Source organism: Cupriavidus sp. 01L45 (assembly GCF_056399885.1).
This window is the reverse complement of the sequence record NZ_JBFTSG010000053.1, coordinates 1-20,796: the sequence shown is the minus strand read 5'-3', so window position 1 is coordinate 20,796 and position 20,796 is coordinate 1. Positions and strand designations below refer to the sequence as shown.

The 20,796-nt window shown below is 61.6% G+C and carries 19 protein-coding genes and 7 pseudogenes; 6 read left to right on the top strand and 20 right to left on the bottom strand.

Annotated elements, in window-relative coordinates; translation table 11 throughout:
* Positions 1 to 21: 21 nt before the first annotated feature.
* Positions 22 to 216 (top strand): annotated as a pseudogene (locus tag AC1DT6_RS29980) (transposase); the annotation flags it as partial.
* Here AC1DT6_RS29980 and AC1DT6_RS29975 read toward each other — a convergent pair.
* Entirely contained in the window at positions 134 to 730 is a 597-nt protein-coding gene (locus AC1DT6_RS29975) for a TetR/AcrR family transcriptional regulator (RefSeq protein WP_477103554.1), read from the bottom strand. The pseudogene AC1DT6_RS29980 and the gene AC1DT6_RS29975 sit on opposite strands and share 83 nt — an antisense overlap.
* A gap of 83 nt (positions 731 to 813) precedes the next feature.
* Between AC1DT6_RS29975 and AC1DT6_RS29970 the strand changes: the two genes are divergently transcribed.
* Positions 814 to 1,698: an SDR family oxidoreductase gene (locus AC1DT6_RS29970; protein WP_477103553.1), complete on the top strand. Its 885-nt coding sequence runs from the start codon at positions 814 to 816 to the stop codon at positions 1,696 to 1,698.
* Between the two features lie 171 nt (positions 1,699 to 1,869).
* On the opposite strand, the gene AC1DT6_RS29965 is transcribed toward AC1DT6_RS29970, so the two are convergent.
* From AC1DT6_RS29965 to AC1DT6_RS29955, 3 genes are all read right to left on the bottom strand, one after another.
* A complete protein-coding gene (locus AC1DT6_RS29965; protein ID WP_045243165.1) occupies positions 1,870 to 2,739 on the bottom strand; it encodes an AraC family transcriptional regulator in 870 nt (289 codons plus the stop codon).
* Positions 2,740 to 3,145: 406 nt separating this feature from the next.
* Complete coding sequence (gene kce, locus AC1DT6_RS29960; RefSeq protein WP_045243166.1) at positions 3,146 to 4,069, bottom strand: 3,5-dioxohexanoate:acetyl-CoA acetone transferase; 924 nt, start codon at positions 4,067 to 4,069, stop codon at positions 3,146 to 3,148.
* A gap of 340 nt (positions 4,070 to 4,409) precedes the next feature.
* Complete coding sequence (locus AC1DT6_RS29955) at positions 4,410 to 4,781, bottom strand: tautomerase family protein (protein ID WP_045242993.1); 372 nt, start codon at positions 4,779 to 4,781, stop codon at positions 4,410 to 4,412.
* A gap of 287 nt (positions 4,782 to 5,068) precedes the next feature.
* On the opposite strand from AC1DT6_RS29955, the pseudogene AC1DT6_RS29950 reads away from it, so the two are divergent.
* Positions 5,069 to 5,281: pseudogene (locus AC1DT6_RS29950) on the top strand (MerR family transcriptional regulator); the annotation flags it as partial.
* A 101-nt stretch (positions 5,282 to 5,382) separates the two neighbouring features.
* On the opposite strand, the gene tnpC reads toward AC1DT6_RS29950, so the two are convergent.
* The 14 genes and pseudogenes from tnpC to AC1DT6_RS29880 all read right to left on the bottom strand — a co-directional run bounded on the left by tnpC (position 5,383) and on the right by AC1DT6_RS29880 (position 15,884).
* Positions 5,383 to 5,724 carry a Tn3 family transposase post-transcriptional regulator TnpC gene (gene tnpC / locus AC1DT6_RS29945; protein ID WP_477103552.1) on the bottom strand — a complete coding sequence of 114 codons (342 nt, stop codon included), beginning with the start codon at positions 5,722 to 5,724 and terminating at the stop codon, positions 5,383 to 5,385.
* Positions 5,717 to 8,716 (bottom strand): annotated as a pseudogene (locus tag AC1DT6_RS29940) (Tn3 family transposase). The gene tnpC and the pseudogene AC1DT6_RS29940 overlap by 8 nt, the downstream one beginning before the upstream one ends.
* Positions 8,717 to 8,779: 63 nt before the next feature.
* Positions 8,780 to 9,426, bottom strand: a pseudogene (locus AC1DT6_RS29935) (DUF4158 domain-containing protein); the annotation flags it as partial.
* Positions 9,377 to 9,496: pseudogene (locus AC1DT6_RS29930) on the bottom strand (DNA-binding protein); the annotation flags it as partial. The pseudogenes AC1DT6_RS29935 and AC1DT6_RS29930, both read right to left, overlap by 50 nt.
* A gap of 96 nt (positions 9,497 to 9,592) precedes the next feature.
* Positions 9,593 to 9,979, bottom strand: a complete 387-nt coding sequence (locus tag AC1DT6_RS29925; RefSeq protein WP_477103551.1) for a hypothetical protein — start codon at positions 9,977 to 9,979, stop codon at positions 9,593 to 9,595.
* Between the two features lie 328 nt (positions 9,980 to 10,307).
* Entirely contained in the window at positions 10,308 to 10,628 is a 321-nt protein-coding gene (locus AC1DT6_RS29920) for a helix-turn-helix domain-containing protein (RefSeq protein ID WP_150992829.1), read from the bottom strand.
* Positions 10,618 to 10,985: pseudogene (locus AC1DT6_RS29915) on the bottom strand (type II toxin-antitoxin system RelE/ParE family toxin). Before AC1DT6_RS29915 ends, AC1DT6_RS29920 begins: the two are co-directional and overlap by 11 nt.
* 467 nt (positions 10,986 to 11,452) lie before the next feature.
* A pseudogene (locus AC1DT6_RS29910) lies at positions 11,453 to 11,653 on the bottom strand (co-chaperone GroES); the annotation flags it as partial.
* 142 nt (positions 11,654 to 11,795) lie between these two features.
* Positions 11,796 to 12,179, bottom strand: coding sequence for a hypothetical protein (locus AC1DT6_RS29905; protein WP_477103550.1), 384 nt, complete (start codon positions 12,177 to 12,179; stop codon positions 11,796 to 11,798).
* A 270-nt stretch (positions 12,180 to 12,449) separates the two neighbouring features.
* Positions 12,450 to 13,016: an Hsp20/alpha crystallin family protein gene (locus tag AC1DT6_RS29900; RefSeq protein ID WP_477103549.1), complete on the bottom strand. Its 567-nt coding sequence runs from the start codon at positions 13,014 to 13,016 to the stop codon at positions 12,450 to 12,452.
* Between the two features lie 203 nt (positions 13,017 to 13,219).
* Entirely contained in the window at positions 13,220 to 13,627 is a 408-nt protein-coding gene (locus AC1DT6_RS29895) for an Hsp20/alpha crystallin family protein (RefSeq protein WP_441635142.1), read from the bottom strand.
* Positions 13,628 to 13,642: 15 nt separating this feature from the next.
* Positions 13,643 to 14,083 carry an Hsp20/alpha crystallin family protein gene (locus AC1DT6_RS29890; RefSeq protein WP_441635140.1) on the bottom strand — a complete coding sequence of 147 codons (441 nt, stop codon included), beginning with the start codon at positions 14,081 to 14,083 and terminating at the stop codon, positions 13,643 to 13,645.
* 594 nt (positions 14,084 to 14,677) lie between these two features.
* The gene (locus tag AC1DT6_RS29885) at positions 14,678 to 14,890 is read right to left on the bottom strand and encodes a plasmid pRiA4b ORF-3 family protein (RefSeq protein ID WP_477103548.1); all 213 of its coding nucleotides are present in this window, start codon (positions 14,888 to 14,890) and stop codon (positions 14,678 to 14,680) included.
* 325 nt (positions 14,891 to 15,215) lie between these two features.
* Positions 15,216 to 15,884 (bottom strand): hypothetical protein, encoded by a 669-nt coding sequence (locus AC1DT6_RS29880; protein WP_477103547.1) that lies wholly within the window; start codon positions 15,882 to 15,884, stop codon positions 15,216 to 15,218.
* Positions 15,885 to 16,101: 217 nt separating this feature from the next.
* Here AC1DT6_RS29880 and AC1DT6_RS29875 point away from each other — a divergent pair, with 217 nt between their 5' ends.
* A complete protein-coding gene (locus AC1DT6_RS29875) occupies positions 16,102 to 16,437 on the top strand; it encodes a hypothetical protein (RefSeq protein ID WP_477103546.1) in 336 nt (111 codons plus the stop codon).
* A 111-nt stretch (positions 16,438 to 16,548) separates the two neighbouring features.
* Here AC1DT6_RS29875 and AC1DT6_RS29870 read toward each other — a convergent pair whose 3' ends face one another.
* On the bottom strand, positions 16,549 to 17,484 hold the full coding sequence (locus AC1DT6_RS29870) for a LysR substrate-binding domain-containing protein (RefSeq protein WP_477115167.1): 936 nt from the start codon (positions 17,482 to 17,484) through the stop codon (positions 16,549 to 16,551).
* Between the two features lie 12 nt (positions 17,485 to 17,496).
* Here AC1DT6_RS29870 and AC1DT6_RS29865 point away from each other — a divergent pair, with 12 nt between their 5' ends.
* Together AC1DT6_RS29865 and AC1DT6_RS29860 are read left to right on the top strand one after the other, a co-directional pair.
* Positions 17,497 to 18,585 carry a tripartite tricarboxylate transporter substrate binding protein gene (locus tag AC1DT6_RS29865; RefSeq protein WP_477103544.1) on the top strand — a complete coding sequence of 363 codons (1,089 nt, stop codon included), beginning with the start codon at positions 17,497 to 17,499 and terminating at the stop codon, positions 18,583 to 18,585.
* A 13-nt stretch (positions 18,586 to 18,598) separates the two neighbouring features.
* A complete protein-coding gene (locus tag AC1DT6_RS29860) occupies positions 18,599 to 19,879 on the top strand; it encodes an amidase (RefSeq protein ID WP_477103543.1) in 1,281 nt (426 codons plus the stop codon).
* A 531-nt stretch (positions 19,880 to 20,410) separates the two neighbouring features.
* Here the strand turns inward: AC1DT6_RS29860 and AC1DT6_RS29855 are convergent.
* Positions 20,411 to 20,796 (bottom strand): IS1096 element passenger TnpR family protein (locus AC1DT6_RS29855; protein WP_477115166.1); only part of this gene is annotated, 386 nt, incomplete at its 5' end.

Here is a 20,796-nt window from a genome sequence, read left to right as displayed (position 1 = left end):
AGCGGCACGTGGATTCCGAGTAGGCGCACGAACGTGGTGGGTATCTTCCCCAACGACGCATCCATCCTGCGCCTCGTTGGCGCCATGATGATGGAAGTCGCGGTCACATTGAGGCCATCGAGCCTGTATAGGCTCAAGATCTCGTTTGTGCGACACCGGTCGCCGGCCACGCCAACATCACAACGGCGATCATGCGGTCCAATTCGCCCCTGCTAGCACCCGCCTGCGGCAAATTCAAGATCGTTTGCATCACGCCGAGAAAATACCAAGCCAGCGCAGCGACATCTGCATCAGTTGGCAGTTCGCCATCTGCAATTGCTTCCCGAAGCAGACCTTCGAGCAGATCGCGCTGCTGACTCATCCCCGAGAGCGCCGCCTCCTGCCCTGCTTCCGGCAGATCGACTAGCTCGGCACAACTTCGTGCCAGCAGGCAACCAGGGGGGCGACGGGACCCCATCGGCAGCAGCCCCCGCAGCAGCGCCTCGAGCCGCGCACGGGCACTGTCGCCCTCGTATGACTTCATCCTCTGTAGCACCCGATCCGTATAGGCTGCAAGTGCCATCTGGAACAGGCCATCTTTGTCCTTAAAACGTTGGTAAAGGCTTGAACGTGATAGTCCGGTCGCTTCCGTCAACACATTGATCGATGTAGCCGCGTATCCGTGACGCCAGAAGGCATCCAGGGCTGCATCAATGACGGCACCTTCGTCGTATTGCGGCTTACCGCTCATTCAAATACCCTTTGACAAATTGGACCGATCGTTCCAAGATATGTGGATCGTTCGTTCCATGATACATCTTAGAGGTACTAACCATGATCAACCCCTCCAAGGCTAAGATCAAGAAACCGCGGATCGCCATCGCGGGGGCAACAGGACGCGTTGGGGCTACATTGACGGCGTTGCTCGCCGCTGACCCAATCGACCTGATCGCGCTAACGCGCCAACCCAGCACAGCGCGACTGCCCGAAGGGGTGATCCCATTCAAGGTCGACTTCAAACGCGCCGACACGCTTGAGGAGACCCTACGCGGCATCGACCGGCTCTTCATCGCGCACGGCACCTCCCTCGAACAGGTCGCCAACGAAATCGCGTTGATCGATGCAGCAGTTGCATCAGGCGTTCGGCACATCGTCAAACTGTCCGCCCTTGGTCCCGCGACCCGACTTCTTCCCATCGCTTGGCACATGCAAATCGAAGCGCATTTGGCGCAGCAGCCGATCGCATCTACCGTCTTGCGCCCTAGCACTTTCAGCCATGTGCTCAAGCGTCTGGGGCCACACATCGCCGCCGGTTCCTGGGCCGGCGCAGCGGGTAACGGGCGTGTGAACTTCATCGATACCCGCGACGTTGCTGAAGTGGCCCGCATTGCATTGCTCGAGGAAATCGAGCCGGCGTCGCAACGTGCGTACCACCTGTCTGGTCCACGTGCGTGGACCATGAACCAGGTGGCAGAGGAGTTGGCCCGCCTACTTGGACATCCGGTTACTTACGTCGAACGTTCGCCTGCCGAGCAGAGAGAGGCTCTGCTCGGCGCCGGACTTGCTCCGCTCGTAGCCGATCTTTTGGTTGGACTCGACCAAATGTTCCGGGAGTCTGTGATCGCCGAAACGACCTCAACGGTCGAGGAACTGACCGGAAAGGCCCCACGTTCGTTAACGGAATGGTTGACCGACAACCTAGACGTATTTCGAGCATGAGCTCTCCATCGGTTGGTGTCCCAGGAAGCGGGTTAGGTATTGTGCCGCGCGGCGGCCATTTCGTTCTGGGTGACCACCGTGAAGTCTGGATTAGTTTGATGTGCGATCCACCGAACTTTGTCCTTGAAGGAAATCACGATGACCAACGCCACTACGGCACCCCGGGGCCGCTTAACGCATCGCAGCCCTGCGGAAATCGGATGGCGTGACGCCGGTCGCCTTCTTAAATGCGGTGCTGAAGTGCTGAGCGTGGCTGAAGCCGCAATCCAGGGCGACTTCAGTTGCGGTGCGACGAGGATCCAAGAGGAACTCTTTGGCCCGCTCGAGACGCAAACCGTACACAAAGCGTAAAGGCGTCTGCCCGGCACTTTCGCGAAAAGCCCGGATGAAATGTCGGGGACTGACACCGGCAACTTGCGCCAAGCCCTTGATTGTGAACGGCCGCGACAAGTCGGCCTCGATGTAGTCGATAACGCGCCGCAAGCTGCTTGGTGCGAGGCCACCGCACGGCCGAATGGCGGCTCTCTGGCTGCCGTCGACCCGCGCCAGGAGGGCGAGTGCTTGCATTGCCCAGCCTTCGGCGAACAACCCGTAAAGGCTGTCTGCATTGCGCGCCTCACGGCATAGGACCGAAAGGCCACGTTGCAGATCTTCGTTGCCAAAGGCAATCAACGGCCGATTGAAGTGGCAGCCGGCTTCGGAGGCAATGGCCGGGTCAAGGAAGACCACCGTGTAGTCGAAGCACGGGGCTACGTCGAACTCTCCTTCGACTGAAATCGAGGCCGGGAACAGCGCAAGGTTTGTTCCTTGTGTTATTCCCGAGTGGATGCGGCGGCCGTCGAGTTGCAGATGCAACTCTTTAAGGCCGTTACGAAACCAGAACAGCGCGAGCCGCGGTTGACGAAAACGCCAAGAGATGGGCCCGGTCGCCCGACGCGCGAGGACTTCAACATGGGTGGTGCGCGAGTCAACAATGGTGCCGGATATGAGTTCGCCCCCAACCTCGCGGTATTCAGCTTGTGAGTCAAGGTGACCATGCATTGCTTACCTCCACTTCGACCTTGCGTCCAGCCTCATTGTGCGCGCGGCCGATTGACCTCGCAAGCGAATCAGTCGCTGGTGAATACCCCTTATGGAGAGGGTCGCTGACGCATGGACGTCAACCGCGTTCGCTTTGCCCCCGCGCATCGTGCATCTTGGCTCGACTCGTGCTGGTCTGAAGCAATAGCGATGCGATGAGCCAAGACAACGGGCCCGCGAGGGGCCCGGCATCAAGCACAGTAGATCGGCGATTTAGGTCTAGCCGACGGCGTCGCCACATCTCGGTGAAAGGCACTCCTGGCCGATTGCAGCGTCGGCCGCACCGGCGCGCCTGATCTCGGCGCTCAGCCCCATGGACCTCGCAACGCGATTTGCTTGGCAAAAAACGCCGCCCCTGTTCCTTCTCTCAGAACTTGACGTTCCCAATGCCCTTCAATTGCAAGATTTCCCGGGCTTCGTTCGGGCTGGCGATTTCGAGTCCAAGCCCCTCGATAATCTGGCGCGCCTGCCGCACCTGTGCGGCGTTGCTCTCGGCCAGAGTGCCCCGTCCAAGCCACAGGCTGTCTTCCAATCCGACGCGCACATTGCCGCCCATACTGGCAGACATTCCTGCAAGGCGAAGCTGATCTTTGCCTGCCCCCAACACCGACCAGTGATAGTCATTGCCGAACAGCCGGTCGGCCGTCCGCTTCATGTGCAACACGTCGTCAGGATGCGTGCCGATACCTCCCAGGATGCCGAACACGGTCTGAACAAAGAACGGCGCCTTGACCAGACCACGCTCGACGAAGTGCGCCAAGTTGTAGAGGTGGCTCACGTCGTAGCACTCGAATTCGAAGCGCGTGTCATTGGCGGCACATTGCGCTAGGGCGTATTCAATATCCTTAAAGGTGTTTCGGAAAATCAGGTCACGACTGGCTTCGAGCGCTTCGCGCTCCCAGGCATGCTTAAATTCCTTGAAACGCGCCAGCATTGGGAACAGCGCGAAGTTCATCGAGCCCATATTGAGTGAAGCCAACTCGGGCGCAAAGCGCATTGACGGCTGAATGCGCTCCTCGATCGTCATGTAGGGCGAGCCGCCACTTGTGATATTTAACACTGCATCGGTGCGTGCCTTGATTTGCGGCAAGAATCGGCCAAATGCATCGGGGCTCTGGTCCGGCTTGCCTGTGACAGGATCGCGTGCATGAAGGTGAATGATCGCGGCGCCCGCTTCGGCCGCGCCGACCGAGGCTTCAGTGATTTCTTCCGGTGTGACCGGTAGATACCGTGACATTGAGGGCGTATGAATCGCACCGGTGACAGCACATGTGATGATGACTTTGCTCATAATATGAATCAGGAAGTCCGCATCAGGCGGCATCCGCTGTTGCCAGCTTAGGGCGGGTTGACTTCATTGACTTATCTTCTCCTATCTTCGGTATGAGGTTCGGGATGCGGCGGGGCCGATACCTCGCCCCGGGTAGTCCGAGCATGGCGCTCGCTGACTGAATCTAACGGCACGGGGCAAGCGCTCTTCGAGCCTCATGGCTGGCGAACCGCCGGGCGTTAGATTCACGACTCAGTTGGAGCGCGCCCGGACCGCTGGGGGATCGGCTTGAATCGCTCGGTAGTGCGGTCCGGCTGGCAGGCTCTGGGTCGCCGGCCTGCAGATGCACGATGGCCGCATCTCACACGCGAGGGGCTTCGGGCAGGCGTTCACCGCCGCGCACGACGTATTTGGCGGGATACAGTGTGACGAGAACCTCGACTTCGTCCTCCGTTGCCCCCGTGCACGCGCTCCAGATCGAGCTCACTTTTTTGGCCAGCGATAGTATGGCGCCGTCGCTGCGCCCATCACGTATGTGGCAGAAGATGAGCGTTTCGGAAGTGGGCTCTCCCGAACGGTAGAGGTTGTCGGGCGTGGCTTCATGGAATACGACGCTAATCAAGTCGAGCGGCGAAAGGATGATCTCCCTGATCGCGCTCGTGAACTCGCTGGCAATCTTGGCCTTGACGCCAGCTTCGATTCCGACCTTGCATTCGCAAACAATGATAGGCATGTTATGTCTCCGTGAAGTTAGGGCTGCTGAGGCCTCAGTCTCTCGGAACGTCGCCGCCGGTGATTGCAACGGGGCGCCACCACTTGCTTGGAAATGCCATGACATGGCGTCGTGCCGCCGGTCCTCCGCTAGACGCCCGGGCGCTGCAGGAGCGGCTGACGGCAGCTTTGGCACAAGCTGGCGGCCTGTTGTGAGGAATCGGAATTCACCGGACTGCGTTTTTCGAAAAATCAATGACTTAACAGTTGTCCATCGGGCATGCCCCACCCCGAAGGATGAAGCGGGTCGAACTGCTCCGCTTGGAGGACGGCACCCATTGCGAGGAAGCCAGCAGCCTGGCCGAACGCAAGCTCAACGGCGTGCGCGCAAAGCTGGCCGACCTGCGACGCATGGAGACCGTGCTGTGCGAGCTGGTGTGCGCCTGCCATGCCCGCCAGGGCAACGTATCCTGCCCGCTGATCGCATCGCTGCAATCGGGAAAAGTGTGCCAAAGGGCGTAGTGGACGCGGCTACGCTGCTCCAGCTCGTTCCGGCTTCTGTTCTGCCGCTTTGTCGCAGCCGGCTACATGCGCCGTCTCGACGGGCAAGCGACCTGGCCGAGTTAGACATCGTCGCGGGGGCGCAGCGGCTCTAGTGGACGCAGCGCTTGCACGGCGCGCTTGAGCAGCACGATCCAGTCGTCCAGTTCTTCTATGATGGCCTCGGCTTGGTCCACGATGGTCGGACCAGTGGTTGGATACGACAATGCGGCGCCGTTTAGAGTATGTGCCATGCCGTGCAAGCGCAGCAGATCGTCGCGCAGCCCGGCTGGCTCACAGCAACGCGCGCGGATCGCATCGAGTTGCTCCACCACGCGCAGGATGGTGGTCGTGTCGAACGTGTCTCGAAGCGCTTGCAACGCCTCGGCGTCGACCCTGCCGTAAGGGGTATCGGTGTCAGGCATGGCGAGGCTTGCGGACGGTATGGGCGGGAGCGGCGAAGAGGCTATCGCGAATCCAGGCTTCCGGCACCCGCTCCAGGTTGAGTTTATAGTCGCCGAAGCGCTTGATGTTGCTGGTCAGGTAGGGACTCAGGAAGCCGATCGGCCACGTCGATCTTGATCCCTTCCTTCACCATCGCGCGCAGGGCCTGCATCATGTCCGCCGTGTTCTGCAGAATCAAGGCCGAGGCGATCAGGTCGTTGTAGCGCAGGCGCTTCTGCTGTTCGTCGGGGTCGTTTTCGGCCAGCACGTCACCGCCGAACGCGAACCATTTGGCAAAGCCATTGTAGGACTCGATCTTGTTGGTGGTGGCGGTGATCTCCTGGCGTAGTTCGCGGCTGCCAATCCATTCGAGCAGGAACGCCGTGCGCACGCACCTTGCCGAGTTCCTGCGCCGCCAGAAACAGGCGATTGCGGCGGCTTTCCGAGCCGAACCGGCGCAGCAGGAGCGGCGAGGAGATTGTTCCGGCCTGGATCGATAGCGCTACCTGCATCAGGTCCTGCCAGTGGAAGGCGATCAGTTCCCAGTCCACGGTGTCCGAGAACAGCCGGTCGATGTGCTTGTATTTGGTGTTGGTATCGGCACGGTAAAGCTTCAGATCCTGCCAGTTGCGCATGCGCGGCATCAGGTTGATGCCCAGCAGATGCGTGAAGGCGAATACTGCCGCCGACTGGCCCTGGGTGTCGGCGTGCACAGTATCGGCCTCGACGCTCAAGCCGGCCTTGAGCAGACCCTCGATCACGTAGATGGCTTCCCATACACCGGGCGGAATGAAATGCTGGAACACCGCGATGTAGTTGTCGGCCACGTGCCGGTAGGCCACCGCGCCCATCTTGCGGTAGCGGAAGTGGTAGCCGGCCAGCAGATTGTTGTCGTAGAAGTCGTACTGGGTGCCGTCAGCCGCGACGGTCTTGCCATCCCCCAAGTGCTTGGGTAGGTCGAGCCGCAGATACAGGCCGATCAATTCCCGCTGCGATGTCTCGAGGCGCTCCAGGCTCAGATGCCGGCGGTTGACGAACGACATCATGTGCGGCGTGACCCGATCCCCCATATGGCGGGCGGCCTGGGTGGGCCCCAGGTTGCAGCCCATGGCGAAGATGGTCAGCAGGTAGCGCTCGGCCGCATTGCGGATCTTGGGATCGCTGGCGGAGAGCGGCCCAAAGTACCGGGTGAAGTGGGTCCAGTGCTCGATATTGGCCAGCACGTCCAGCAGATTGCGCGTCGGCATGCGCCGGATCAGCGCCTGTTGCAGGGCGATCACGCTGGCCGGGATCTCCCTGGCGATTGTCCGCTTGAGCACGGGTTCGCCGTCCTGCCCGATGGTGACGTGCTGGCGCTTGTCGGGAAAACTGGCATTCAGCGTACGCGCCGTGTCGGTCAGCCATTGGTGTAGATGCGCCACGAATCCCTGTGCGTTGGCCGGCATATCCAGCTTGGCGCAGTATTCGGGCAGGCGCCGTTCGCATTCGCGCCAGGGCAGCAGGTGCGCACGGTAGTCGGCAAAGGCATCCGACCCCACCACGCACGAGTCGCCGGAACGCAGCTCGTTGACCATATGCGAGAGCACGCAGAGTTCCAGGTACCGCCGGTTGGTGGGGGCGCCCTAGTCGTGGGGGCGGCGCACCAGCTTGCGCCATCGTTCCGAGGCGAAGCTCACATCGACGTCGGCGGCGATCCATTCGCGATGCAGAGATGCATTGTCCAGCACCACCGCAAGTGCCGCCAGCAGCGTGCGCGACTGGCTGGTCGACTCCCATTCCAGCACCTGGGCCAGGCGCAGCATCACGGAGCGGTGCGCGCGGAAATGCCGCCATAGCAGCGGTAGGTAGTTGTTACCGCTGAAGGCCCGCACCTCGGCGCAGCTCTCGCGCAGCTGCTCCAGATCGCCGGACGGCGCGAGGAAGCGGCGCACCTGGCGGCAGATMAGCGCGTCGTCCTGGCCGTCGGCGACGATATCCACTACGCCGTCGAGCAAGGTGACCAGCTTCTCCATCTGCGCGCGCTGACGGGACTGGATGCGCTCCATCTCGTCGCGCGCCCGCTTGTGGATGGCGCCCATGCGACGGATGAACATCTCCGCGAGATCGTCGCGGGTGCGCACGCGCATATGGTTGAGCGAGGCGACGATCAGCGTGTAGCGCTTCTCAGGCAGGATCTCCCGTAGATTGGCCGCGTCCAGGCTCATGGCCTGGCTGGCCAGCGAGCGCAGCTTCGAGGCTGGCACGCCTGCGATCGCGCAAGAGAAATCGCCAAGACCGTCGAGTAAGGTCAGGTGTTCTATGAGTAGGCTGAGATGCTTGCGTGATGGACGGCGCGCGTGGCGCTTGATGTTGTTGTAGGCGGTCAGGCGGTTGGTGAATTCCCGGGTCGGAAGCCGGTCCAGCCGCTGCCGTTCCTCATCCGACAAGCGCCTTGCGAAACATCGAAACAGCGCGGACTGCCTGCGAGTCTGAATCTGCTCGGCAATGTTGTCTAGGGTGGAGAACGCTGGCAGCTCCACCTGGTGCAGGATCAGCGCATCGATGGTGGGCGTTGATGATGTCCACCTGCTGGTCCATCGTTTCCGCGGCTTCGCGCGCGGAGCGAATCGTGACCTTGTTGGCATCGGTGCCAATATACGCCTGGGCGCCTAGAAATTCGCGCACCGCCGTGTAATGCCGGTACAGCGTGGGGGACAGCTTGCGGTCATAGCCAAACGCGGCATCTGGCGCCAGACCAGCGCTGGCGCGCACGTGGTCGATCACGACGACGGCAATGCTGTCCAGGTTGGGGAAGTAATGCAGTTACTGAAAGACCTTCAGCAGCACCAGCAAGCCAAGTCGCGGACCTTGTCCACGGGTTGAGCGGGTGACCCACTCCAGTTCCTCGGCATCCAGCGTATAGCACGCCTGTAGCTCCTTGGTGGAGAAAACCTTCGGGAAACGCGGGTAGGCGGTACGCTCGACGGTAGCCATACAGGATCTCGGCAATCTCTGAAGGGCCAGCCAGTCTAGCCGAGGACGGTGGCAAAATTCCACCCTGGAAGGCGCCTTGATCCACTCGAGGTGCGTTGCAGAGCCGTCAGCCCGTGGACTGCGGACAGATTCCATGCAGTGCTGCAGCGTGGCCGCCGGCACTGCGCGGTTGACCGCTGCGAGCATTTGCGCCTTGTAGGCGGAAAATGCATGCCGTGCCATGTCGGTGATCTGGCGTTGGCCGGGAATGAGGCGGCACCGATCGTAGAGCCATCGCTGAGCGGTGGTGACAAGTTCATCCACGTGTGCCGCTGCGGCGGCTTGTACGCGGAGCATTTCCAGCAAAGCGGCCTGGCTGGTGATTCCTTGACCCATTGCTGATGCTCGTACAACGTCGGGCGTCGTTGGTACAGCGTGTTCAGGCTGGCGATCGACAGCAACGGCGCGGAGAAAGCTTCGCACACGTACTGAAGGAGATTGCGCGGAACGGCAGCAAACCGGTCCAACGGCCGACCGAAGGCCCGGAGGCAAACGAGCTGTAGGCCGACCGCGGCGCATCTTTCTGGCCGAAACCGCTCCCGTATTGCCGCGATGTCAGCACTAGTGAGCTGAAAAAATTGCCGCAGGTCAAATTCTGTCAAGCGGGCAGGCAACGCTTCCCTCACTGCTAGCGGCCTCGTTGGCGGCCTGCCAGATCGATTGCGCAGCATTGGCGGCGATCGCCTTGAGCGCGCCCGGCAACTCGGGATGGTCGATGGTCACGCGCATCTTGCCGCTTAGTCAGCCCCCGTTTTGGCGCGGTCTCCATGTCGGACTCGATTCGCGGATACGCGGCGACGTCGCCACCGTTGCGAGGACAGTGCGCGCGACGACGGACTACCGCCTCGGCGCTTCCCGGGCGTCGCAAAGAAAGCTCAGGGTATCGTCATGCTTGATCCTGACGTGCCATTCTCCAACGCARTATTTGGCGTCGGAGAACTTCTCCCGCCATCGGCGCGAGAGAGTCTCGATGCATGCACGCCCTTGCGGTGGCATCTGCGGCGCGGCGGCCATCTGTCGCAGCATCTGCAGATAACTGGGATCTCCCCAGCGGGGCGTGGCTGCGACGTGCGCGTTCCAGACAAGCACCACCAGTTTGTATGTCTCGCGCACCACGGCGATCGGCGTGTCTTCGGTAATGGCCTCGGACAGAAGCGGCTCGCCGAAGTCCAGAATCGTCTCGGAGATCTTGCGTTCGGCTTTGCCCGCGCTTGCTTGGTTCATTGTTTCGCTCCGCTTGATGCGCGACAGCGGTTCAATGCCGGGTCGCCGAGGCTGCAACTGGCAAGGACGACGTCGACGCCACGGTTGATGCCGATCCGGCCGCGCCAGAGGGTTTCCAGTTGTAGGGCGCCAATTCCTCGATCCAGTTAATCGGTTGAGGTCCGGAGGGGAGCACTGCGTCCGCTGCGCAGCAATTCTATTCTCCGGCCGCCTGACCTGATCCACCCGTAGACCCAGGAGCCTCTTCACGTCTCTTACTGCGACACCAATATACGAGGGGCGCCGTGGCGCCCTTTACCCTGTCAGCCCTTGACCGGGCAGTCGGGGTTCAAGCAAGCACTTCCAAACCATGCTTCTGGACGACTTGCAGCAACCTGGCTGCCATCCCGCTAGGCTGCTTCTGCCCGCTCTCCCATTTCTGAATGGTTGACGTACTTGTGTTCAGGTAGCGAGCAAAAATGGGCTGGCTCACTTTGACCGATTTGCGGATCTGAACGATGTCCTTAGCCTCGAAGTGTGGCGGTTCCTCCAGGCACAAGTCGTCATACTCGCGCATGGTTTTCTTGTCGATGGATTTCGCCTTCAGGAGGCCAGATGCGGCGCTGTGGATCGCCTCAAAGGCGTCGGTCTTGAATCGTTTAGCAGTCATGGCAAATCTCCAGTAGCTCCCCTTGATCGAGCAGTCCAGCGATCTGCGACGCGGAGGCCGCCGCGTAATCCTTGGAAAGCTTCTTGAACCCTTCCAGTTCCTTATCGCTAATGTTTCCCGGTCCTTCTTCGCGAACAAGTAGGTGAATATCCATCGCTTGCCGACCTTGTTGAGGACAATTGAGCGATGCCTGTTCTTGTTGAGCCGCTTCTTCCAAACGCCGCCGCCTAGATCATCGCCTTGGCTCAGCATCAGTTCCTGTGCAGCCTCACATAATTCAGCATCGTCGATTCCAGCCTTGCTTGCCGTCTTGCTGAACCAGGACGTTTTGAAGACACGCTGCGCAGGACTTTTCATGTAGCTGGCCAGAAATCAGATGAGAAAATCTAGCACTCGGTGCAATACTTTTCAATAAAGCACACGACAAGTACCGCATACCACACCGCCGCAGTCACCTCCTGAGAGCGTTACGCAGATCAGGTGCCCGTGATGTACCGTACAGCGTCTTCAGGCTGGCGATCGACAGCAACGGCGCGGAGAAAGCTTCGCACACGTACTGAAGGAGATTGCGCGGAACGGCAGCAAAACCGGTCCAACGGCCGACCGAAGGCCCGGAGGAAAACGAGCTGTAGGCCGACCGCGGCGCATCTTGCCAACGTAGCGATACGCAAATGCCGAAATCTGCACTTTCTGGGTGTCGTTCGGGACAAAACTGTACGACAAGTGCTCGGACGGCCGCAATAAGGTCAGGCGAATGGGCTGCAACCCACCCCCTCGGGGCTGACTATAACCGTATCAATCTGCAGGAAAAGGACGATTACCACAAATAGCACGCGCTCGCCGATCTTCACGCTAGGCGCGCAGACACGGCCATCGCCCAGGCGCTTGCCGGGACCGATGGCCAGGACTTCGCCCTGGTCCGGCATTTCGGCGGCAGTTTAGGGGATGACAATGCCGCCGGCCGTCTTGTGGTCTGCGTCTGGACGTCTGACGATGACGCGATCGTGTAGTGGACGGATGTTCATAGCCTTGCTCCTCATCCAATCACTGTGATCATGAGCTTGACGGGCCGACCAGTCCTGACACTGTTCGTGCTTGAAAGCCTTAACGCCGATGCCTGGATTCGCGGCACAAGCGTCACTGGCCCAGAAACCCGATTCTGGCGCTTCACTGAATGGGTGGCACGGCGCCAAGCTTTTCGGCCAGCATCCGCTCATACACGCCAAAGTGCATATCCACCTCCGTTTGACTTACCACGACGACGTCTATGTTGACCTGCTCGGGCGCTAGGCCGAACATTGTGGCCAATGCCACTTCCAGGTGGGGCGCTGCCTCCCTGTCTTTCGCGAAGGTCGTGCCGACACTGATCACATAGGCCTTCTCGCCCTCTGCGGTGACCTCGACCAAGCGGGCCCCCGCGCTCAGGTTGTTCTCAATGGCCATTTTGGCCAGCTCCGCCACACTCCGCGTTCGCTCGGTAGGGAAGCCGCGCGCGCACTTGAGCTGTACCCGATGCTTGCCCAGCGTCAGCCACTCAGAATTGAACTCCATGGAAGTCTCCATCCGACAGTACATTGCCGCCAAAATAGGGGCGAGTCCGGCGATTTCAAGAACGCAACGTCGCGCCTTGCTTCGCCGCTGCAATGAGCCCCATTGGAAGCCCGTAGCGTGCAGCCGCAAGCACCGCGCGCGCCAAAGGGGCTGCGCCCGCCTCTGGCGTTCCGCGTCAGCCGCCCCCTTCCACGGCCGCCAGGATTGCCCGCCTGCGTGGAGCACGCTTCGCGCAAATACATACGATTCCTCAGGATTGCAGACATCATCTCACTTCACTTCGATCGTCCTTACGGCAGAGCGCGACGACCCGGTCTTGGGGAGGCGTAGTGTCAACAGTCCTTTTTCGAATTTCGCGTCAACGTGATCCACGTCGACACCATCCGGCAGAGGAATACTGCGCATGAATGCGCCGTACGCTCGCTCCAGGCGGTAGCAGCCGTTTTCTTCGCTCCGAATGTCCTGCTTCTTCTCGCCCCGCAACACCAGCGCGCCATCCTCGATGGTGGTCTGGAGGTCTTCGCGGTCCATGCCCGGCAACTCAGCTGTGATTCTCAGGGCAGTGCCATCGTCGACCACATCGATCCGAGGTTGGAAGCGAGACGAACTAAAGTCGCCGAACCATCGATCCAAACCACCGAAGCTCGCGAACGGTTCGTGCAGGAATTCTCCCATCGCTCGCCAGGGATCGCTAGAAAACAGTCGCGCAACGTCAGGCCAGTCGGGCGTGCCGTGCCTCGGCGCGGGCACGTTGGACGCATCCCCCATCGGTTGTTTGTCACTTGTCGTCTTCCGCAGGAACTTGAAGGGGTTCCATTTGCCCAGTTCCGTTTTCATCCTACCCTCCTGCCGAATGCTCAGTTGATGGGTACGAATGACCGCCGGCAACGACCGGTCGCGCCCGGCCACCGGCGACGCCGCAAGACCCAACCCTGGTGGTGAGGCCGCCGATACGGTCATCCGCGTCTTCTAAGGGCCGACGGTGGCGCCCACCCGGACGCCACCCTGCCGTTTCGACCCCGTGAATGGCACGACAGAGCTTACCCGACGCTAACCGCGATGCGACGTGGCCGTGCCTCGTCTCGGCGCGGGATCGTCAGCTTCAACACGCCATCCTGCAAGTGCGCGTCTATCTTCGACGTATCGAACTCTGGACTCAAGGCGAACGCGCGGGCGAAGTGCGGCTCGCGAATTTCCGCGTGTTGCACTCGCAGGTTGGCCGGGGTCGGCACCACGGCTTCCGCCTCGATGTTCAGGGTGCCATCATGGACACTCACATTGAGTCTGTCCTTGGTGACCCCCGGCAGATCCGCCCAAAGGGTGACGCCGTTGCTGTCCTCGAAGATGTCAACAGCGGGAAGCAGCGTGATCTTGCGCGTTGGCCTCTCTTCCTGGCGTTGCGCCACCGCGCCTTGGCCGCGCTCAACCACTTGGGTAGTGTCGCTCATGGCATTCTCCTCACGTTACTGGACAGTGACCGACCGAGGCTTCGAGGATTCGTGCTTGCCGATGCTGATCGACAGGCAGCCGTTGGCGTAGTGCGCCTGTACCTTGTCGGGGTCAGCATTCTGTGGCAGTTCGACGATGCGCCGGAAGGGGCCGACGAATCGCTCCTGCGCGTACGGCCGTACCTCGGCGTCATTCTCCGAGTGCGCGGCTTCGCGTTCGCCGCTGATCGTCAGCAAGCCCTTGTCGATCGACACCTCAAGCTTGTCTTGCTTGATGCCAGGAGCGAATGCGACGATTTCGATCGAATCTTCCGTGGTGCCAACGTTGACGGCAGGGAACGCGCCGGATCGCTCGGAGCGGATGCTGGACGGGAAACCGCCGAACAAGCTCGCCATCTGGCGCTGCAGGCGGTCGAACTCGCTGAAGAGGTCGGTCCCGAAAAAGAGATCACTCATGATCGTATCCTCCTTTGATGCAGCAAGGAGGCGAACGGGCCTATGCGCTCCCACTCGCCTGCCAAACTGCTGGCAAACAAACAGAAACACGCAGCGCGCAACATCGCGGCTGCCTGGGCGAAATTAAATTAGGCAATCTGTCGCCGGTTTTCAAGGGGGCGGCATTCAATTTCCTCTTGAAGGAGTCTTGGCCGCGCCTATCTCCCGAATGCGAGGACTTGGCGCAAATGGGCGAACGAATTTCGGCTCGGCGTGCAAGGCATCTTGCGCACAAGCACTGCCATTTTGTGCTTTTGGGGGCACAACGCCTTTGGGGCTCGTAACGGAACCATGTGAAACGCGGTGGCCGAAACCACGACGCCATGCGGCATGGGCCATCCGGATTCTCCAGTTCGTCTCCCACCGCTCAAGGAATGGACGCGTCGCCAAAGCGGCGGGGTCAATCCCCGCAGGCGGATTCGCAACTGGAAAACGGAGATCGCTTGCGGGGGAGGGGCGTGTACACACTGTAGGTGTCTCATTATCCTCTGAGGTAAGACTGACCGTAGCCCCCGCTTTGGCGCGGTCTCATCTGACACAAAAGGCCAGCAGGCGTCACCGAATCGCCCGCAGCCTCGCATTGACCGCATTCACATCAAAGCCAACTGGGTCGAATACGCCGCCAACCCACGACCGGAAGTCATTGTGCTGTTCGTGGGTCTTGTCCCGAAGCGCTGCAAGGAATTCCGCATATCCGTGTGGCCCGCCAACGTCTTCCGGAGGGCAAGCGTTTTCGCCAGCCAGGCAAACCGGTAGAGCCAGGGCCAAGTCCGGGTAGCCAACTGAATGCGGATCCAGGTAATCGCTTCGGCGCGCTCGATTTCGATCGACATCATTTTAGGTGCACAGATTTGAGGAAGCTGCGGAGCAGGATCCTGCGTTGTCGTCTCAAAGACCGTTAGGCCTCAACATTGGTCCGGCGGATCGCTGGTGTAACGCAACCCGCTCGCTTGGAGTTGGGAATCACGTGGTCACCCCGCCGCTCAAAAATTAATCAGACCCGAGGAGCCCGCCGGGCATCTGGTCCTCGCGCGATTTGTCCACAGGTTTATCCCATGGCGCGGTGGACAAATCCTACTGCCGCCCACACCCCTCAGGCCGGCCCCGGCTTGAACTTGAACGTGAACTTGGTTTTGGTCGCTGGCACCTGGCGCCTGGGGGTCGCCAGGCGGCGCGTCGCGGTGGTCTCGGCTTGCGCGCGCTCTGCCCGCCGCAGCGCCGCTTCCAGTTCGGCGCGCAGCCCTTCTTGTGCCGCCTGCCCTCGTCCGAGCGCCTGCTCTGCCTCCGCCAGTTGCCGGCTGAGCGTGTCGCGCCCGGCCTGCAACCGCGCCCGCTCCTCGGCACCGGCCACGGCGGCGTCTTGCGCCCTCGCCTGCACCGCCGCCAGCTCAGCGCGCAGGTCCGCGACCGCCTGCTCGGCCTTCTGGCGCAGCGTGCGCTCCTGGTCGATCTCGCGCAACGCGCGGCGCTCGGTGGCCTCGGCGCGTTCCTGCGTCACCGCGACCTGCGCGCGGGTGCGCTCCAGCTCCGTCGAGAATTGGGTACGCAACTCAACCAGTTGCCGCTCGAGCGCCTCGACCTGGCGGGTTCCTGCCTCGTGACGCGCCTGCGCGGCCGCGTGGGCCTGGCGTTCGGCGTCCAGTTCCCCCTGCAGCGCCGCGCGCGCCTGCTGGGCGGCGTCGAAGTCGGCCTGTACGGCGGCTGTCTCCTGCTCGGCCATGGTCGGCGTGTGGCGCCGTGCCTGCCGCGGCGGACAGGACACGGCCCGCGAGTTTCCAGACCAGCGAGTCCGGCGCCAACATCGCTAGCGGGACAGTCGACGCCGCCTGAACGCACCATGCCAGGGCATCATCAATCGATGACCAAGCCGGCGGGAAGCCCGCAAACACGGAGTTTGGCGGTCGGCCGGGCCACATCACCTCGACGTCCGGCGAAATCGCCCCAGACGCCACATCGGAGGCCAACTCAGGCCCCAACAGTTGATTGACCACGATCGCGAAAGTCGCCGCGCCCGCTCGGCGCCCTTGGCGGTGCTCTTCCCGAAGTACCTCGAACCTGTTGAATGCGGACTGGATGTCGCTGCGGATGATCGGTCGATTGCGCTTCTTGACCTGAATGTAAGTGCGGCCTTGCCCTGTATCGACCTCGATATCCTCGTCGCGCTCGATGACGACCTGCGTCGCGTTCAGGCGAGCGGCGGCGAGGAGACAGCCGACGGCATACAGGTGCTGGTACAGAAATCCGCCATGTACGGCCTCGATGCGAACCTCCTGGGCAGGGTCGAGGGTGGGAGGCGCGGAGTCAGCCATTCTTGAGGTCCTAATCAAAGCGAGAGCGGCGAGTGGCCGAGTGATGCGTGGGCGCTGGCGATTGGTGCCTTCGGCTCAATCAACGCAGCCCCCAAAGCGGAAGACAATGCCTTCCGTTCATCCTGCCTGGCCTGTATGTGCCGGCGACGCGCTCATCGTGGCAAGCAGCCTGACAAATACGAGCGCGGCCATGTTGGTGCTGGCATGCGGGCGTGCACAGTGCAACACGGCATCGATAGTGCCGCCTCGCCTGGACTTTGCCGGTTGCAACGGCCGGTATGTCACGCGTGCCGAGCGCATTTCCGCCGCCGAAGCGGGCACCAGCGCGGCGCCTAGCCCGGCCTCGACCAGAGCGAGTATCGTCGGGAGTACACTCTCCTGCTCGATGCGCGGCTGCACGCCGGCCGCATGATAGATCTTCTGGCTCAAGTCGCGAAAATAGGTTGAGCCGACGGCGCTGAATSCAACCATCGGAAGGCGATCAAGCGCCGCTGGCGCCACCGCAGTGTCAGCGGCGAGCGGATGCCCGAGCGGCAACGCCAGCAACATCGGCTCACGATCGGCTTCGAACGCATCGAAATCCGTTTCCACCGGCAGTGTGGACAGGCGAAGCAGCGCCACGTCGAGTTTGCCGGAGCGCAAGGCATCCCACTGCTCGGCTGACGTTGCCTCCGTGAAATCGAATGCCACGGCAGGATAAGCACTGCGGTAAGCAGACAGTATGCGTGGCAAGAGGCGGTACGCCGCGCTACTTGTAAATCCCAGCGAGATCCGTCCCGTCTCGCCGTGCGCTGCCCTGAGCACTGCCTGCTCGGCGGCGTCCGCATCGGCCAGCAATTGCCTTGCCCGGTCGAATAGCACCCTGCCCGCCTCCGTCAACTGGACCGACCGCGTCGTTCGCGCAAACAGGTCCGCACCAACGTTTGCTTCCAGTTGCCGGATTTGCTGGCTCAAAGGCGGTTGTGCCATATGGAGCCGCGCCGCGGCACGTCCGAAATGCAGCTCTTCGGCCACCACAACAAAGAGGCGCAGTGCGTGCAACGAGAGAGCCATTGATACATAAAAGTGAATGAATTCCTTGGAATATTATATTGGATCTATCGAATAGACCAGCATAAGATTGCCTTCGATGTCCCCGCTATTCTTGCCCAGAGGAACTCCAACATGAATCTCAAAGCCCTGTTCCGTACCCTGGCGGGAAGTATCGCCGCAGTGTGCTTCAGCGCCCTCCTGCCTTTCCCCGCCGTGGCACAACATTCGCAATACCCAGTCAAGCCGATCCATATGGTTGTACCGTTCGGCGCTGGTAGCGTGACCGACACCCTGGCGCGCATCATTGCGACCAGGCTCAGTGAGGCCTGGGGCCAGCCTGTCGTGGTTGACAACCGGGCGGGCGCCGACGGCAACATCGGCACAGGCTATGTTGCCGCTGCGGAGCGCGACGGCTACACGCTGCTCTTTGGCGCGGCCAGCACCAACGCGATTAACGCCAGCCTCCACACCAACCTCAAGTTCGACCCCCAACGCGACTTTGTGCCGGTAGTCAATGTAGCTAGCGTGCCCAATGTGCTTGTGGTTCCCCCTAGCGTTCCCGCGCGCTCAGTCAAGGAACTCCTGGCACTGCTGCACAAACAGCAATACAGCTATGCATCGGGAGGCGCCGGTGGCAGCCAGCACCTGTCGGCCGAATTGTTCAAGTCCATGTCGAAGACCGATATCCTTCACGTGCCTTACAAGGGCGGTGCCCCTGCGCTGACCGATCTGCTCGCCGGGCGCGTGCAAATGATGTTCTGCAACCTCCCGCTATGCCTGCCGCATATCCGCTCCGGCAAGCTCATTGCCCTCGGCGTGACCTCGGCGCGGAAATCGCCTCTGCTGCCCGACGTTCCCACGATTTCCGAGTCGGGCCTGCCCGGCTACGTAGTGGAAGGCTGGTTCGGCATGTTTGCGCCAGCCGGTGTGCCCAAACAAGTGGTCAGCCGCATCAATGCGGAAGTTGTCCGCATCCTGAAAGATCCCAAGACACGCGAGCAACTGCTGGCCCAGGGCGCGGAGCCCGTCGGCGATACGCCCGAAGCCTTTGCCGTCTTTGTCGGCAAGGAACATGATCGCTGGGCGGCTGTCATCCGCAATGCCGGCATCACTGTAAACTAAGACCATCCAGCTCATGCGCACCCCCAATCGTCTCACCGCCCTTGAGGCGGCCGCCCGGATCGAGCGAGGCAACCTTACCGCCGAAATACTGACGCGAGCCTGTCTCGATCGCATACAAGAGCGCGACGGCGCGGTGCACGCCTTCGTGGCGGTCGATGCCGATCTGGCTCTCTCCCAGGCGCGTGCGGCGGATCGTCGCCCCGGTGGCCTGCTGCGCGGCATTCCTGTCGCCGTCAAGGACATCATCGATACCGTCGGCTACGATACGGCCTATGGCTCGGCAGCGATCTATGCCGGGCATCGTCCTGCAGCAGACGCCGGCTGCGTTGCGTCGGCGCATGAGGCCGGTGCCGTCATACTTGGGAAGGTTGCCACCAGCGAATTCGCCACGCAGACGCCGAGCGCAACCCGTAACCCACTCGACCTGGCGCGCACGCCGGGCGGTTCTTCCAGCGGTTCCGCAGCCGCCGTCGCCGATTTCATGGTGCCCGTCGCGTTCGGTACGCAGACTACCGGGTCGATCACGCGCCCGGCGGCGTACTGCGGCGTTGTCGGCTACAAGCCGACTTTCGGCCTCATCAGTAGTGGGGGCGTGAAGACGCTCAGCCATACCCAGGACACGGTGGGCCTGCTGACCCGTACCGTCGCGGACGCCGCCTTCTTCTCCCTTGGCCTGGCGCAGACGCGCGTCACCGAACAACTGGGGTTGAGGCCACGCATTGGCGTATGCCTGTCGAGTCAGTGGCAGCATGCCAGCCCCGAAACGCACGACGCCCTCGACGCGATCGCCGCACGCGCCGAGCGGGCCGGCGCAAGCGTGCTGCGCTGCAGACTGCCGCAGGAATTGGAAGCCTTGATCGATCTGCAGAGCAGCATGTTCGCCTATGAGGCCCGGCAATCGCTCGCCCATGAGCGTACGCAACATCACGAGCAGCTCAGTGCGCGCCTGCAAACGCGCCTGGCCGGTGGGGAGACCGTGAGCACAGAGGCCTACCTGCAAATACGAAGCCGTATGCATGTAGGTACGCGACAAGCCGACGCCATGTTCGGCGATTTTGACGTGCTGCTCTACCCCGCCGCGGACGGCGAAGCCGAGCTAGGCCTGATGGACTCGGGCTCGCCACGTTTCGGCGCACTCTGGACAGCACTGCACCTGCCCACGATTTCATTGCGCATAGCTACTGGCCCCGCCGGGCTGCCAATTGGAGCCCAACTGATCGGACGCTATGCGGATGACGCACGCCTGCTCGCGGTTGCCAGCGTCCTAGCGCGCATTGCAGGCTACGATCAGTAAACGAAGGGAGTAGCGATAACACAGGCTTTTGCATACGGAAATCCAGCGCTTGACATGCCCACCTCCCTGGAGGATTGCGCCCCCCCGCCCGCACTGCCGAAACTTGATCCCTACTTGGCGGTTGCTTTGCCCTGATCAATCCCACGGCATCCTCGATGTCAATCCTAGTGCTACATCGGCGGGGAATTTGCCGCATCTGCGCGAGGACGCGTGCGCCGACGTCAACGGGCACGATGCGACGCACACCGTGCTCGGCATCCCGTCCGCTCCGATGCAAATCTAGCGGCTAGAGCCGACCTCCTGCACATCACCGCCCTTGAAGGAGACCGAGCCAAAGCGGGGGCTGACTAAGCGGCAATGCGGTGGTTTTCTGCTCTGGCGATGGAGGGATACCATCGTTCAATGTGCGATCGGATCTGGGCATTGAGCACGGCAGTCCGGATTTGTACCAGTGCGTGCGCGTGCCGTGGCCGCCAGGCCATCTGTTGGCGTTTGACGAACCGCTCTCCCACGCATGTCCGGGCAGCCAGTCTATGCCAGGATCTCTTGCAAGCGATTATTGGCGGTCCGGCGGTCGAAGCGCCGATCCAGCCACTGGCCGACCTCCTCGCGTAAATCTTCCAGCACGATTGGACGCTCGCGCAGCGACTCGAGCCAATCGAGGAACTCATACTCACTGCGTTCGTCCCTGGCCGCCATATAGCTCTCGATCCCGCCCATGTCCTCTGGCGGGCAAGGCCCGCAACCGGCCACGCAACGTGGCAGCCCGCCAGGATGTTGCCGCAGCCTACGCCGCTCCACCCGTATCTCGTGGCGCCACCACGCGTTGAAGTCATACACATAGACGAAGCCTTCGTGTTCGCGGAGACGAAACGCAGTCAGTGGCAGTTCGTTTGCCGCGGTGGAGAACTGCAAGA